At 42.0% G+C, this 15,352-nt stretch carries 12 protein-coding genes; 3 read left to right on the top strand and 9 right to left on the bottom strand.

Annotated elements, in window-relative coordinates; translation table 11 throughout:
* Positions 1-37 precede the first annotated feature (37 nt).
* The 6 genes from ACTNC6_RS10785 to ACTNC6_RS10760 form a co-directional block, all read right to left on the bottom strand.
* Complete coding sequence (locus ACTNC6_RS10785; RefSeq protein WP_441044075.1) at positions 38-1,219, bottom strand: restriction endonuclease subunit S; 1,182 nt, start codon at positions 1,217-1,219, stop codon at positions 38-40.
* The gene (locus tag ACTNC6_RS10780) at positions 1,216-3,072 is read right to left on the bottom strand and encodes an N-6 DNA methylase (protein ID WP_441044074.1); all 1,857 of its coding nucleotides are present in this window, start codon (positions 3,070-3,072) and stop codon (positions 1,216-1,218) included. Before ACTNC6_RS10780 ends, ACTNC6_RS10785 begins: the two co-directional genes overlap by 4 nt.
* 84 nt (positions 3,073-3,156) lie before the next feature.
* Positions 3,157-5,778 (bottom strand): DEAD/DEAH box helicase, encoded by a 2,622-nt coding sequence (locus tag ACTNC6_RS10775; protein ID WP_441044073.1) that lies wholly within the window; start codon positions 5,776-5,778, stop codon positions 3,157-3,159.
* Positions 5,778-6,701, bottom strand: coding sequence for a HamA C-terminal domain-containing protein (locus tag ACTNC6_RS10770; protein WP_441044072.1), 924 nt, complete (start codon positions 6,699-6,701; stop codon positions 5,778-5,780). Before ACTNC6_RS10770 ends, ACTNC6_RS10775 begins: the two co-directional genes overlap by 1 nt.
* 21 nt (positions 6,702-6,722) lie before the next feature.
* A complete protein-coding gene (locus tag ACTNC6_RS10765) occupies positions 6,723-6,932 on the bottom strand; it encodes a helix-turn-helix domain-containing protein (RefSeq protein WP_441044071.1) in 210 nt (69 codons plus the stop codon).
* Between the two features lie 2 nt (positions 6,933-6,934).
* Positions 6,935-7,774 carry an NBR1-Ig-like domain-containing protein gene (locus tag ACTNC6_RS10760; RefSeq protein WP_441044070.1) on the bottom strand — a complete coding sequence of 280 codons (840 nt, stop codon included), beginning with the start codon at positions 7,772-7,774 and terminating at the stop codon, positions 6,935-6,937.
* Positions 7,775-8,058: 284 nt separating this feature from the next.
* On the opposite strand from ACTNC6_RS10760, the gene ACTNC6_RS10755 reads away from it, so the two are divergent.
* On the top strand, positions 8,059-8,247 hold the full coding sequence (locus ACTNC6_RS10755) for a hypothetical protein (protein WP_441044069.1): 189 nt from the start codon (positions 8,059-8,061) through the stop codon (positions 8,245-8,247).
* Positions 8,248-8,503: 256 nt separating this feature from the next.
* Entirely contained in the window at positions 8,504-9,112 is a 609-nt protein-coding gene (locus ACTNC6_RS10750; protein ID WP_441044068.1) for a helix-turn-helix domain-containing protein, read from the top strand.
* 340 nt (positions 9,113-9,452) lie between these two features.
* Here ACTNC6_RS10750 and ACTNC6_RS10745 read toward each other — a convergent pair whose 3' ends face one another.
* The 3 genes from ACTNC6_RS10745 to ACTNC6_RS10735 form a co-directional block, all read right to left on the bottom strand.
* Positions 9,453-9,752, bottom strand: coding sequence for a SymE family type I addiction module toxin (locus ACTNC6_RS10745; RefSeq protein WP_441044067.1), 300 nt, complete (start codon positions 9,750-9,752; stop codon positions 9,453-9,455).
* Positions 9,753-9,929: 177 nt separating this feature from the next.
* A complete protein-coding gene (locus tag ACTNC6_RS10740; protein ID WP_441044066.1) occupies positions 9,930-11,690 on the bottom strand; it encodes a recombinase family protein in 1,761 nt (586 codons plus the stop codon).
* 10 nt (positions 11,691-11,700) lie between these two features.
* A complete protein-coding gene (locus tag ACTNC6_RS10735) occupies positions 11,701-14,661 on the bottom strand; it encodes a TOTE conflict system archaeo-eukaryotic primase domain-containing protein (RefSeq protein ID WP_441044065.1) in 2,961 nt (986 codons plus the stop codon).
* 272 nt (positions 14,662-14,933) lie between these two features.
* On the opposite strand from ACTNC6_RS10735, the gene ACTNC6_RS10730 reads away from it, so the two are divergent.
* Positions 14,934-15,230 (top strand): Abi family protein, encoded by a 297-nt coding sequence (locus ACTNC6_RS10730; RefSeq protein WP_441044064.1) that lies wholly within the window; start codon positions 14,934-14,936, stop codon positions 15,228-15,230.
* Positions 15,231-15,352 lie beyond the last annotated feature (122 nt).

Here is a 15,352-nt window from a genome sequence, read left to right as displayed (position 1 = left end):
CGCCCTCCTTGTAATCGATTTGAGGTTTATACTGACCTCACAGTTTTATTTCTCCCGACATAAGCTTTGGAAGTATACGGTCTCGGGCCTCGCATAATAGTCTATTCTGATTGAGTAATAACTGACGTTTTTCAAACATTCTTTGAAACGGAACATATAATTCACTGGTTCCAGTCAAAAGTGTAATTGTATCTATATGCTTCTTACCCAAATGAGCCACTGTTGCCCCTACTACTGTCTTCTCAAAATATTTTATGGGTTCATATATTGCCGTAAGAAACCATCCCTTCATTCCGTTGTTCCGTGGTTTCATACAACAGGTTCGCTGAACAAGATATGAATCATCACCACACCAGGAGTTTATATGAAACTCTCCATCCATGCCTACAACGATATCCCCATTATGAATAATATACTGAGCATCAGCTTCTTCCGTCGTGAAATCGCTAGTTATTCCGGATGGAATGTTGCGGATCCTAATGATTGGCATGCCATTTTTTTGTGTATTGAAAAGAGAGCCATCAAATGCGTATCCATACTGAACGTCCGCTATATCAATTAGTTTCTCTTTCTTCCACCCAACTGGCACACCATCAACGATCTCCGCATTCTCGTATCCTGGAAAACGAAGGTTAACAAACCATTCCTTATAAAGTCTCTGTGCCGCTTCCTCCAGTAATCTGATCTGCTTTTGATTGTTCAAAATCAATGCATCATACGCTGATAGAGTTCCCGCAATTTTCTTTTGCTCACCAATCTCTGGAAGCTTCACTTCGAGACTCAGAAGATCTTCATTCTTCAGGCTCGCTCGTGTTGTCATTGTTGAGAAGGCTTGGAACTCACCCCTGAAGCTTGGCATCCGCATATAGTATCCAATATACTCCGGAAGTACTCTGTCAGTGATCGGTCTCATCCTTTTTGTGAAACCGTTATAAGTGGCGTTTGGATAATCCTTTAGCGCAACACAACTCATTCCTAATTCATCGGATGTTTCACTTGTCCTTGTAACGAATACGTCTCCACGCAGGATGGAATAGCTCTCACGCTCTTTTTCTGTGGATTGCACGAAATCAGTTAATTCTTCCGGCAGAAAATAGTTATTGAACACAGTTGAAAACGTAAGAAATGGATATCCGCTGCCAAAAAACTTACCGCCTTTTGACAGTCCGTTATGGACCTCATAAAGGTCTCCAAGCTTTACACTTTCCCAATTCTTCATATTCCCATCTCCTTCATGTTCTGTGAGATGGTATCCATCAGTCGATTGCTCTCATCCTGAAGCTTCAGTAACTCATTATGAATCTCACCCATACGCTCATGGAAATCAACACCGTCATCTTCAATCGGAGCAACACCAACATATGCACCAGGAGTCAATGACCAGCCTTTCTCTTCTATAGAAATTGTGCCGTCTTCTTCTGGTTTATTTTCTTCTGTTGTATATGCGATCTTACAAAGACCGGGAACATCCTGATACTCTCCATCACCGAATTTGCTGTAAAGCCATACGGCCTCTTTGGCTATCGTGAGCTGTTCTTCCTGTTCGGCAATCTTCTCATCAAACTCAGCCTGGATCCTTTTCTTGTCCTTCTTGGCAGCAGAGTCCGCAGCAGCCTTAGCCTCACTTCTCAGTTCTTTAATATGATCCTCCTGAGCATGAAGGATCTCCTCAAAATCACCTTCTCCCAGAACAGAATGGTATTCCTCAATAAGCTGCTGGTACTTGTCAATTTCTCCACGATATAGCCACACAATGGCATTCATGTTTTTCAGCTGCCAGTCGCTCCATTCATTAAGGGTTCGATCTACGACTGTGAAATAATTCCTGGCATCGATAAACAGAACCTTGTCTTTAAGCGCTTCTGCCTTTCCCTTGTCGAAGAACCACAGACTGCAAGGCAAGCTCTTTGTATAGAAGAAATTATTACCAACGCTGATCATGACATCCACATGGCCGGTTTTGACCAGCTGTTCTCTAATATCCTTGTCCTTTCCCTGGCTGTCTGTTGCTGAAGAAGCCATGACAAAACCGGCTCTTCCAGTCTCGTTAAGATAGGCATAGAAATAAGAGATCCACAGATAGTTTGCGTTGCCGATCTCATTCGCCTTGTTCACGCCCGGTAAACCGAACGGTAATCTTCCCGCATTCTGGGCCGCCTCTGCTTTTACCTTGTCCACATTGAAGGGTGGATTCGCCATCACGTAATCGCAGCATCCCACAAGATTATGGGCATCATTATAAAAAGTATTCGCTTCGTTTCCGGATTTGATCACACCGGTCAGCCCATGAACCGCCATATTCATAAGGCAGAGCTGTGCATTGTACTCTACCTTCTCCTGCCCATAGAATGTCATAGCCTTATTGGCAGACATTCCCTTACTATTGACGAAATCACCTGACTGCACGAACATACCGCCGCTGCCGCAGGCTATATCTGCCAGCACGCCGGAAGTCGGTTCCAAAATATTGACAATCATTTTTACCAGCGATTTCGGTGTGAAGAACACACCGTCATCAGACGCTACTGCCGGAGCAAACTTACTGAGGAAATATTCATAGATACGTCCAATTACATCGCCCCCCACATCATCAAGAGCATTATTGTTAAAGATACGCAGCAACTCTGCCAACAGATCATCAGCAAAATTGGTATATTCTTTCGGAAGAACGCCGGCCAGCTGTTCAGACTGGGCCTCAACCAGCTCCATCGCATGGTTCACGACCTCGCCCAGACTATTCATCTGCTGCCCGTTTTCAGCAACGATATTTGCTGCCTTAATATCCTCCGGCAGATTCACAAGGTATGAATACTGCGCTTCCTTCGGAAGATACAGTGCGCTCTTCTCCGCGAAGTCAGAAGCTTCTACTGGCATCACGCGACCATTCCTGACTGGTCTGTCCTTCAGGATCTCTTCCTCCACCTTCTTAAATCTGCTATATGCATATCTAAGGAACAGCAAACCCAGTACCGGCATACAGTACTGCTGAGAAGTCAGCTTGGATCCCTGACGTAATAGATCCGCAGCTTCCCAAAGGTCTGCCTCCAATTTTTTTATGCTCTTGTTGTCCATTATCTTTCCTCCAACTGTTTGTCTCTGTGGAGTTTACACTCCTTCATTGTCATTCTATTCTTTATGCTGTCCTAAAAAACGGACTCATTCCTGACTCTTCAGATACAACTCTGGCATGCTGATTTCTATCATCTGTGCCTCCCTCTGTACCGTCGTCTTTTCACAGTCCAGTAAAGATCTTCTCAATCTTTGACCGTCCAGTGTATCCTTTACATATTTGTTCCTGTTATCCGTAATGTATGTAGCAGCCTCTCTGGAAAAGCCGTTACGCTGCAGCATAATCGTCAGCGGATTTACTGAGCCGTACTCAACATACTCATACCAGTCATTCCCAAAAGCCTCTTGACCTATGAAATCTTTATAGGCTGATGAAAATGCCATAAAGTAATTGGAGAAGCTGAACAGGATCACATCATTTATTTCACTTAGCACATCAGCCGCAATCTGATTATTGTGTTCAGGGCAATCCCTGTAATCTTCCCTTGAATGATCCGGCATGTACACCTTCTGTCCACTTGTCTTTTTATACTCTATAGAGTCCTTAATCATTTCCTGAATACTCATTCCTTTGAACCACTTAGACAGTGATACAGCATGCCGTTTCAGGACAGGATGTTCTCCGTTATCATCCTTATTGCCAATCAAGGAACGTTCATATTTCTCCCAGTTAAAGATTTCGCCCAGCTTTTCCAGGAAGCCCATCAGCTCGGCATTGGAAACATATCCATAAGCATTTACTTTTGGATATCGCAGTCCCTCTTTAATTGCCAGATAAAGTCGTTCTGACTGATCAAGCGTAACATTAAGGTCCTCCAGTGATTGTTCCTTCCCTTCAAAAGCTGTCTTGATCTTACTGACCGCTTCTTCTGTAAGATAATCCCCGAACTCTTTTCGGATTCTGCTGTCCTTGTTATTCAGAATACTTCTGAGTAACATGACAGCAATTTTCCTCATCAGGGAATACTCATTCTGGTTCTGAGTGCTTGTCTTATCAAGCTCCATATTCCCTTGAATCAAGCTCTCAACGATTTTCTTTTTCTGATGCTTTGTCAATGCTCTGCTGACGGACAACTCCTGTTCCGGCACAGCCTTCTGAAGCATCTCAACATACTTCTGTGAATCAGCATCTTTTTCCAATGTCATCAGATATACGTTGCCGTACAGGTTGTATTGAATCCTTCCAACACGTCCAAGCAGATTCTTAAACGAAACCTCATCCAGCTCATTTCTGCCGTTCATGTAGTGTGTTACGAACAGATTGTCCGCAGGAAGGTTTACGCCCTCCAAAAGCGTACTGGTGCATACGATGGTGTGGATCTTCTTTTCCTGCCGGAAAAGCTCTTCCACTCTCAGCCTGAGTGCTGCAGGAAGGTATCCCATGTGATAGGCAATACCTTTCTTTATTGTCTTTGCCAGATAATAATCGTCATACACTACATCCTTTATCTCATCGGAAAGTGCATCGAGATCAGGATCATTTAATGGTGGCATCATGTCTGCCAGTCTCTGGGCATACTCTGTCACTCTTGCTTTGGAATGACAATAAATCAGGTTCTTAGATCCTTCACCAAGCTTTCTGATCAGATCATAAAATCCCTCATTTGGGTCCAGCTTCGCAGCATACGTCAGACACCTGCGTATTGAGTCGTAGTATTTGACTTCACCCCTGTTAATATCCACCAGTATTTTCATCTGGCTCACCGGCGTGTAATTGGTGGACAACTTGTTTTTTTCCACTTCTACACTATCCGGGATCAGCTGAAGATATATTTCCGGATTCGGTATATTCGGCGAAGCGAATATAAACTTCGGCTTCGTCTGCCTTGCGCTCAGTTTTTCCACTACGGAATAGTAGAACGCACTTCTCGAATCCTTAGAGGATATCTTATGTGCCTCATCTATAAAAATATAGTCCAGTGGCATATTACTGTATAACGTCAGCAGATATGCCATTCTCTCCGGTGTCATGATGAAAATGAAGTGATGATAATCCTTCAGCACAACTGCACCGGCAGAAGTGACTATTCTATAATCTTTTTCTGTAAAAAAGCCTTTCAGCGCTTTCGTAAGCTCGCTCGTAACCTCATTGATCAGAGCTTTCGTCGGTACTAGTATCGCAAAATTTGATCCCTTGTCAGCCATAACCTGATTCCGGATAAATGTCTGCATCACAAATGATTTTCCCATTGATGTCGGACCCGAATAGCTGAAGCTCTGATCATTAAAATGATCGTATACCTGTTTTTGCGATCTGAAGAAATGCTTTTCCTCATCCCCTGGCACCTCAAGGTATTCCTTCATCAACTCCGAATATAGCCTTTCAAACAAGGAACTTCCCTTGTAATCCGGAGACAAAATATCTCTTCCTCGGAAATTCGCTGTATTCGTAAGTACAGATCCGGCATAAAACGACACATCCTCATCATTAGGAAAAAGAAAATCCAGTATGGTCACTATTTCCTGTGCCAGAGACTTATGGATCTCCGAATCATCTGAGAATACCGATTTTGAAAGAATATCCGCGAATCTCAATGTGTCTATCTTTTCGGTTTCTGTGGGAATGTCCTGCCCTTTGCCAAACCTCCTGATCGTATAGCAACGCAAAATCTTATCGTACAGCTCTTTCAGATAGTCGTTATCTAGGATGTCCTTGTATATAGCATCTGCCAGCCGCAGCGGCTTATCCGCTTCTGTAATATCCGGCATTAGTCGTCACCTCCAAGCAGCCTGTCCATAATCTCTTTCTTGTCTTCCAATGCCTTATTTAATGGCAGCACATACACATAGAAAGAGCTACGGCTCAGGTTTAAGCTGTTAATTTTGTCCACGATATACTGAACATGATTTTGTATATCGAGAACCATCTTATCCTGAACTGCTTTTCGGTACTGATCATTCGTGTATTGATTAGGATCCAGACCTATGGTGTATCCGATAAACATACCATAGGCGTTATCTACTGGTATTCTTGTTTTGCTGGGGAGCAGTATTTCTTTCAACCTCGCAGTAGTATCTTCATCAAAAGAGCGTCCCATCACAGTGCTGTCTACGACCTGCCGTTCTTTTCTCTGGCCATTAGACACTGCTGCAATTTCTTCAAAAGCCTTATCAATAGCATCCTGAATATCATCTATAATACCGGATGCGCCATATACCAGCTGATACGCAGGGGTCCCAGCACTTCCAACGGATAAAAGATGTACCCCTTCGCTTTGTGCTTTGTAGGTACCTCCGGCTGTTACCTGCTCATACTTACTCAAAATCTTTGGAGCTTCCAGAACGTGTTCAAAGAAGCAATAGTCAAGGATTTCTCCAAGTTCACTTCCGGTTCCCTTTTCTCCTGGATTGCCAGTCTTTATCAGTTTTCTTACTGCCTTAAGCGCGACCGTCCTGTCTTTTCCGGCATCGACCAGCTCATCCAGCTCAGCTCTCGAAAATACATACATCCCCAGATTATCTTCCAGGAATTCCACAAGCGGATCGTAATTAAACTGATTTGTTTCAATATCAAGGCAGAACAACTTAAGGTCATTACGATTCAAGAGATTCAGTGTCTCCTGATGGGTGACCTCTTCAAAAACGGTATCAAATTTTTGGTTTAAAGTTCGACTTAAAACCTGATCCGCCATTGCAATTCTCCGCCTTTCACATTAATCTTCTACACTCGAATTATTATCGGCAGCCTCTCCGGATTTTACCCATTCATCTACTTCCGACAACTTGAATTTCCATAGCCTCCCCATCTTATAAGCAGGCATATTCTTTTTAGCAATCCACTGTAGGATGGTTTCTCTCCCTACGCCCAGATGCTCCTGAACTTCTTTCAGTGTTGACCATTTTTCAATTGTGTTGTCACTCATCACTATGCCTCCGTTGACTCCCGTGACTTATTAGCTACTGTAACTGTAAATTCAAACAACCATTTCTCACTCGGAAAACAATCATTCCCCGATGAATCTTCCATTTTCCACGTACTTGTAAAAGTGTTCTCGTTTCCTCTTGCGTCAACCTGTATTATGACTTCTGCCGTTTCACCAGGATCGGTATCTGGTACATCTATCTCATACACATCTGTCTTAATAGACTGGCTCTCTTTCGTCAGACATACAAGCCGTCGATCCCTCCAAGGTACTTTTCCGTCATTTCTTATCAGCCACACATGATCAAACTTTTCGTAAAACCCCTTGTCATAGTGCCGGGATCTCTGCCCATTCACTATCCACGCTCGGTCTCCCGAATGATACGGTGCTGCTATAACAGTCTTGATATCAGCTCCATCTCTAAGTTTCCTATATGACGATGCAACAATATCATCCGCCGTATGGTCCGCACCTCCGACCTCAACCAACCAAAAAAACTGAGCAGCCAAAGCTTTGCAGATGCAATCTATGTCTATTGATTTGTCAGCAATCTTAAAGGTATTCGCAAGTGTAGGTACCTTCTTTTTATCTATGTGCTTAACAAAATAATCCGCGAGTTCTTCAATCCAATACGGCTTTGGAAACCCAGCGATCATGTCATCCGTAATAGGCTTCGATCCGTTGCAGATTTTCTTCGCATAATCCTCATCTGATGAGCTCGGAAAACGATCGTACCCCGAAGCCTTAAACACCTCTCTCATGAACCTTCCTTGGTTCATAGATATTCCAAAGCTTCTCTTTACCACATCAGAGTATTCCTTTATCAAAATCACATCACTCATCTCCGAAAAGTCCCTTTTTAAGTCCCAAAAGTCCCTTTATTTCAAGGCTTTGCCCCGCTGTAAGTCCCTTTTTGGCTTGGTATCCTTAAACCATCAAATGAAAAGAGGAAAGGATATGCAAAAGGGTATAAAAACTCAAAATATATTTTACCATATCCAGTTCCATAAATCAATGTTTTTGGCGGTCTTTGGTTATAAATCGACTCAAATAGACTTTTCATTTGAAATCGTCTGCTAACGTTGGGCCCAGCAGATTGAGCGGACAGAATTTGGAGGTAAAGTACATGTTCTGTTCTAACGAAAATTTGCTCATCAGCATTCAGGATGCAGCCAATCAGGTCGTAAACGAATACGGAGAAGGTGTAGCAAAATCCGTATTCCAGAGATTCGAAGCCACTTGTGCAGAAGATCTTAATCCAAGCGACTATGAAGCAGTTTTCAGCGAACTGTACCTGATAGCAAACGACAACTAAGTCAAGCAGGAAGACGTTCCTGTAAGTCACAGTCCTGAGCATGACAGAATAAAGGCTCTTCACACTGAAAACGCTACCTTTAGCGCTGAAGGAGGTTCTGCCGGTTTCAGTGTGAAGTAACAAGTAAACACCAGCCTTAAGCAGAACAGCTGGCTATTCAAGCAAAACAGGAGGAATACCTGTATGAATGGCCGACTGATTAAGACAACAGAATATCGCCATGCGGTTTCCTCCGCGTCAAACAGGAGGAAATCTCATGACGAACAAAGACAACGATCAAGTATTAATTCCGATGGTCACCACCATCGAAGCCGCACTGGATTACGGATACTCTATGAAGGATATCCGTCTGTGGAGAATTGGTAACCGCATGTGTACCGTCATTCTCGTTCCCGGAACCAAGGAGCAGTACGATTCGTATCTCAGCTCTTTCTCCAAGGAATTCAAGGCTGAAGATCGTGACAAGCGCTGCCAGATTAGTGACGGCAAGGGACATGCCATCCGCTGCCCTGAAAGCAACAAGTGTAAGGACTGCCCTTTCTATCACTCTCTTGACAAGAAAGGCTATGGAACTCTGACCTTTAGCGATCTGACCTGGACAAATGAAGATTGTATTGAAGAAGCATATGAGCCGGTTGCACCTGAAGGCTATGGCAGTGCTGAACGCTACCTGGAACTTCTTCAAGAGCTTATGGGTTATGTCGGAGCAATCCGTCCGGAATATGCACCGGTAGTCAAACTTCTCTCGGACGGTCTCTCACGCCGCGAGATTGCTAAGGAGCTCGGAGTGCCGAAGTCCACAGTGATCGACTGGGTAAAGAAGATTCAGGAGCTTACACTCAAATTTATGGAGGATATCATCTAAACTCATCCTCTAACAAAAAGACAGGGAGCACAGTACCAGCGTCGGTAGTGTGCTCCCCTTTTTTACTTGTGACCTCTTACAGTGATCTGATAGACATCATGCTCTTTGATAGACTTGATCGCCTGTCTCAGTGTCCGTGTCCGACCATGTTGATGGTACGGATGCTGATAACGGTGTTTGTGAAAGATGATGCACGATCCGTCACTCGGATAGCCTGTGCTGTGTAAATACCAATAATGACCGGTGCATTTTGACTGAATTGTAAGATCATACGGATCCAAGACAATCATTCTGAAATATTTAGCGTCGATTGCCTGAAGCTCTTCAGTGGTAAACATCTTCACCACCTCGCTCCCTGCTCTGCCACCATCTGAGCTCGAATTTTGACCTTCTCCGCCTCGTATCTCTTCTGTAAGGCTTTCATCTCCCTATCCATGAACTCAGCCTCTGCAGCCTTCACAGCAGCCCTCTCGGCATCCTGGGCGATTACTATCTTACCATCCTCGCAGGTGACGGAAATATAATCTCCAACGTCAAAACCAGCCTCCTTCAGCCACATGCCCTTCAGAATGATTGTCGGTGTCTCCCGGTACTTGTATCCGCTCTGCCCATAGACCTTAATACTTCTTTTCTTCGACATAATTTTTTCCTCCTTTGGTTTACTCAGTTTTTCGTTTTAGCTCTTTGTTTACCCGTTATGCTTAGATCACTCTCATACGCACCACCGCCTTTCCTGCTCCAGAGAAAAAGAAAAGAGCCACCAATGCTTTTTCGCATCAGTAGCTCTTACTGTTGGTTCCGTATGATATTATGATGGTTATTTCTTGTCCTGCTCTTTCTGGGCATCCTTGATCCGATAGTAGTCTTCCATCTTCAGATTCAGGTGCACATATGAGTCAGGTTTTCGGTTGCTCAAGAGACACACAGTCTCAACGGTACTTTCATTGTCCCAACTAAGTTCTTCTGTTTCCGCACCATTAAAATACACCGGGAAACGGAACTTAATGTGCTTCAGGAATCTGCCATCCAGCTGCTCCTGCTCATAAATGTCCACCTGCTCTACAAAACTGCTTAAAAACTCTTTTTTCTCCAAGTCGGTAAACTTATCATACAGTTTATCAAAATACAGTAAGAATTGATAGACGTTATCTTCCGAAATTTTCTTCTGTTTGATGTTCAGTAATCGGTTCTTTACCTCACTGATACTGTTCTCCACTCCCTCAATTTCATCATACAGGCGGTACAATCTTGTCTCCATATCCTGATATTTTTTCTCATAGAATCGATCTGTAATATCCAGACTGTCCATCTGCTGTCCAAGTCGATTTTTTGCTCCAGTCAGCTGCCGATGCTGTTTCTCCAATTCTTCAATTTCCTTTTCCACTTCCGTTGTGTCAATTCTTGCACCGATTTTCTTCAAAATTGCTTCCTCAAATTTTGGATTCTGCACAAGCCTCCGGATTACTTCCTTTACCGCATCATTCACCTTATCTTCACTCCATTGTTTGCGGTAGCTGCAGTTATGCCCGTCCACCAGCTTCCGATGCTTGCAGGCATAATAGAAATAATCTTTATATGCCGTACCGTCTTTTCTTTTTTTTCGATTGACATTCCCATACATTCCACTGCCACAAAGAGGGCATCTCAAAATGCCGGATAAGATATGCTCATGGTCCAGACTATGGGTCTTTTCGTATGATACTCCTGTTTTCTGCCGTTTCTGATGTGCCAGTTCCCAATCCTCTTCTGAAATGATACCTTCATGGATGCCATCGTTCAGCATATACTCTTCCTGCTTCACAATCCGATATTCATTTCTTGTTCCGGGAACTTTTTCATTCTTTCTGCGACCAAATGCCAATTTCCCACAATAAATCGGGTTATCCAGAACACCTTTGATGAATGAAGTTGCAAATGCGTCCAGTGTATTATTCTGTCTCTTTTTCTTTTTATATCCATGCTGGTTCAGCCATGACGCAATCGCACTCATTCCCATATTGGTATGGATAAATTTATCAAAGATCAATCGAATTACCTCTGCTTCGTCCTCTGCAATCTGAAGTTCTCCGTTTACCAGTTTGTAACCATAGGGAGCAAATCCACCGTTCCATTTTCCTTCCCTTGCTTTCTGCTTTCGTCCTTCCATGGTCTGCACCAAAATATTTTCACGTTCAATTTCTGCCACCGCTGACAAAACGGAGATCATCAGCTTTCCACTGTCTTTTGAACTGTCAATGCCATCCTCTACACAGATCAGATTCACTCCAAAATCCTGCATCCTCTGCAATGAATTCAAAACGTCCGCAGCATTACGCCCAAAACGGGAAAGCTTAAATACCAGCACAAACTGTACATCGTCCGTACCATCTTCAATATTGTCCAACATCCGCTGAAATTCCGGTCTGCCTTCTACGCTTTTACCGGATTTACCTTCATCTGCAAATTCTTTTACAATCTCCATGTTCTGATACTCGGCATATTTTCTCAGTTTATCTCTCTGTGCATCCAGACTGTAGCCATCCACCTGCATGGTGGTGGATACACGGATATAGATATAGCATTTTGTCTTTTTTTTCATAAGTATCTCCTTATTTTTCTGATAAATATCCCAGTGCAATTTCCAACAATTCCGCTGCAACCTGATGATTCCTGATACGCATTAAATTATCCCAAACATCTACTTTTCCAAGAAGATTCATGCCCCCATGCCATACTAATTCATCATCAATGACAGCAAACCGTTCTTCTACTTCTGTTTTTGTTACTACATTCATTCCTACCAGCTGCATTGTTCTGATTAACTCATGGCATATATCCGAACTTCCATAAACAATCTCTTCCGGATCTGTTGTGATGATAGTTACCTCTACGCCTGCTTCCTGTCTTCCCTTCATCAGGAATAAGAATCGTTCAATCTTGTCCTGTCTGATATCCGGGCTGGAAATTACCACCATTTTTTCTGCCTCCACTATATCCTGTTCAAACTTTTCGGTATAATTTCCGGAATCGAATATTGCATTTATCATCTGTTTCGACTGCAACTCTCCCGTCCATATTGAAAATCCTGTCTTCTTGTATGTTCTTAATCTTTTTGCATACATCTTATCAAAGAAGCGAACATGAGAATCAATATAATCATACACATAAACAGCTTCTTTTCCGGGATAATCTCTATTCAGTCTTCCCACATACTGTTCAAGACGCCCTTCAAAAGACACAGGAGCTGCAAGCATTAATACATCCAGTCTTGGAAAGTCAAACCCTTCTCCTATCTTCTGACCGGTTGCAACTAAAATAAGCGTTTCATTTTCAGGAACCTGCTTTAACCTTACTCGAATTTCTGCATTTTCCTTATCGGAGTTATCACCATATAGAAGAAATACATGATCTGCTTCCCCTTTCAAAGCATCATATAAAAATTTTGCATGTTCCTTAAATTTCGTCAAAATTACCGGAGTTTGTTTTCTTGCAACACAAGTTAGCACATCGTTTACAATCATTTCATTACGTACCCGACTGGTACTAATCAGACTATACGCTTTATTAATATCATCCTTGCTTTCTGCATTATCGACTACTCTTGTATATCTCGGGACAAAATAATGTCCGATTCCCTGCTCTTGCGCCCTCTCCAACGCAGTAAACCTGTGTCTCAGTGGACCCAGCAACATATAAATGATCCTGTCAAGGCTGTCGCCACGTTTTGGTGTAGCTGAAACACCATACACATACTTCGCATTAATTTTCTGTAATAATTCCATGGATGTATTGGAAGCTGCGTGATGGCATTCATCCATGATTACCATTCCATAAGAATTAATCCGTTCATTAAACTTTCCCCTGCTATACATAGAACCAACCATTGCAACATCTATGATACCTGTTAATGTATTTTTACTGCCGTGCAAAATTCCTATCACACTGTCTCTCTTTTTCTTTCTTCCTGTTTTTGTTTCATATTCCGGTGGTTCTTCTTTTATTTCCAAAAACTTATTCAGTTCATCGACCCACTGATTCAGTAAGTCTTTGCTTTGTAACAGGATAAGCGTATTTACTTTTCGCTCAGCAATAAGATAACTACATACTACCGTCTTACCAAATGCAGTTGCCGCACTCAAAACACCATCCGAATGTGACAGTAATTTTTCTGCCGCCAGCTCCTGCTGCGTTCGCAAATCTCCCTTAAAAGATACTCGGATTGGATGTCCTGTTTCTCTCTGATCAGAAACATCAACAGAAATCCCTGCCTTTTCACATTCTTCTATTAATTTTTCTCTCAGTCCCCTCGGAATCTGTATGTACCCGTCTATATCCTTTCCTAAATACACAGCACTAAAATTGTAGTAATTTGAATATCCAAACCTTTTATTTTTATAAAATTCCGGATTATCAAATGCTGCCAGACTACGAATCTGATTTTGTATTCTTGGCATAAGGTTCAAAGTATCAATATAAACACCATTACCCAATACCATATGCAGCTTGCCCACAACATCAGCTTTAGAAAACTCGCACTTCTTTTTCCATGGTTTCGGTCTGGAGTTTTTATCAATATTAGCAAGCATTCCTCTGGCTTCTGCTAATTCTCCCTGCCATTTTGTCATGTATTGTTTAATATCTTCTACGCCCAACTTATCCGTTTTATTAAATAGAGTATCCCATTGATCAGGATATGCATTCCAATTTTCATCTACAAAAGCACTATTTCCATTCTTAAGTGCCTGTCCCTGTAACGGTAATGCAATCAAATTACCTATACTACTTGTCACATCCTGTGAAGGATACATTCTGTCATAATAATGAAACGATTTCAGATTAATGGAAGTTGAACCTTTATCCAATAAGAGAAATCCGAAATTTCTTGCCGTTGCCGCCGGTATTGCCTTTTTAAAGAAAATCCATACATGTGCCCCTTTCCCGGAGCGGGATCTCTCAACTAAAGGTCTGATACCATTAAGCTCACACATTTTTCTAAGAGCATCCACTTCTTTATGCCACTCTTTATCCGTATTGGCAAAATCGGTAGCTTCTGCTCCTTTTTCATGGTTATCAAAATCAAATACAATAAATCTGCATGTACCATTTGGCAATAGAGGATATACACCAATTACATCTGAACCATCCTCTTTAAATCCCAACAAATGAGCAATTATTTTTTTAACATCCAGCCTTGTCCATTTGGTATTTTCACACTCATCACAAAATACCTTCTCTTTACGTTGCTTAGGGCAAAGTCTGTCATTCCAACGATTATCACATTGGGGAAAATAACCACCGTTCTTACCTCGTCTGGCATATACATCTTCTCTTCCCCAAAACATCGAAAAGAAACGGATTGCCATCTCTTCTGAAATAAACGAAGGATTCACAATACGTTCCCCCTGATCCGGGTCATACTCTTCTGCATTTTCTATTTTTTCTTCGAAAGGATTTACCTCATCATATGGAATACTTGCTTTCTTCAATTTATCTTTTAATAATCTGTTCTCATATTCAAGTATCCTAACCATCTTTCTCAACGAATCCACATCGTATGCTTCTACGTTCACCTCTGTCACCTGCAATTCTTATTTCTTCACAATATTATCTCGCATTCATTGTCCCAACTTTATTCTATCATTTGTTCCAACTATCTTCAATATTTGTTTCCGAATATTTAACGCTTATATGAATAAACTAATACTACCACTAAAAACAGATTGACTTTCTGAAATCAATCCTGTATAGTATTTTTAGTGGTTGTGCTACGGATGCTTGAGGGGCCCGTAGCCGGAGGAGCTCATGCGTGGGCTCCTTTTTTACTATACAGGAGTGATATATTATGGAGAAAAAATTTCTTACATACGATCAGCAAATTGAAAAATTACAGAGTGAAAAACAATTAACCATTTCAGATGTTCCAACTGCCATCCATACGCTAGAGCATATCAGCTACTATTCTTTGATTGGCGGATACAAAAATCTGTTCAAACATAAACCTTCTGGAAAATACTTATATGGTGTTACATTTGAAGAAATTGTTGCATTTTATTATTTTGATGAAGAGTTACGGACTTTATTTTTAAAGTATATTCTTCATGTAGAACGGCATCTGAAATCTTTGATTTCCTATCACTGAATAATCCGGGGTGAAATCCATCACCTGTCCGGCGCATGGAAATCACTAATCCGTTTTGTTGGAAATCGCATTTCCGTTAAAAAGGAAATCGCGTTATCTATATAAACCTTATAATGAGGTTA

It is taken from the genome of Blautia sp. HCP3S3_C4 (assembly GCF_052064095.1).
Taxonomy (GTDB): Bacteria; Bacillota; Clostridia; order Lachnospirales; family Lachnospiraceae; genus Blautia_A.
Note: the sequence above shows the minus strand (reverse complement) of the source record. Positions and strands in the feature narration are given on the sequence as shown.

Bases quoted from the DNA above. Each gene is read 5' to 3' on its own strand.
- ACTNC6_RS10745 (WP_441044067.1), bottom strand. From the start codon at position 9,752: ATGTCGAAGAAAAGAAGTATTAAGGTCTATGGGCAGAGCGGATACAAG.
- ACTNC6_RS10785 (WP_441044075.1), bottom strand. From the start codon at position 1,219: ATGAAGAATTGGGAAAGTGTAAAGCTTGGAGACCTTTATGAGGTCCAT.
- ACTNC6_RS10770 (WP_441044072.1), bottom strand. From the start codon at position 6,701: ATGGCGGATCAGGTTTTAAGTCGAACTTTAAACCAAAAATTTGATACC.
- ACTNC6_RS10730 (WP_441044064.1), top strand. From the start codon at position 14,934: ATGGAGAAAAAATTTCTTACATACGATCAGCAAATTGAAAAATTACAG.
- ACTNC6_RS10760 (WP_441044070.1), bottom strand. From the start codon at position 7,774: ATGAGTGATGTGATTTTGATAAAGGAATACTCTGATGTGGTAAAGAGA.
- ACTNC6_RS10765 (WP_441044071.1), bottom strand. From the start codon at position 6,932: ATGAGTGACAACACAATTGAAAAATGGTCAACACTGAAAGAAGTTCAG.
- ACTNC6_RS10740 (WP_441044066.1), bottom strand. From the start codon at position 11,690: ATGAAAAAAAAGACAAAATGCTATATCTATATCCGTGTATCCACCACC.
- ACTNC6_RS10750 (WP_441044068.1), top strand. From the start codon at position 8,504: ATGACGAACAAAGACAACGATCAAGTATTAATTCCGATGGTCACCACC.
- ACTNC6_RS10780 (WP_441044074.1), bottom strand. From the start codon at position 3,072: ATGGACAACAAGAGCATAAAAAAATTGGAGGCAGACCTTTGGGAAGCT.
- ACTNC6_RS10775 (WP_441044073.1), bottom strand. From the start codon at position 5,778: ATGCCGGATATTACAGAAGCGGATAAGCCGCTGCGGCTGGCAGATGCT.
- ACTNC6_RS10755 (WP_441044069.1), top strand. From the start codon at position 8,059: ATGTTCTGTTCTAACGAAAATTTGCTCATCAGCATTCAGGATGCAGCC.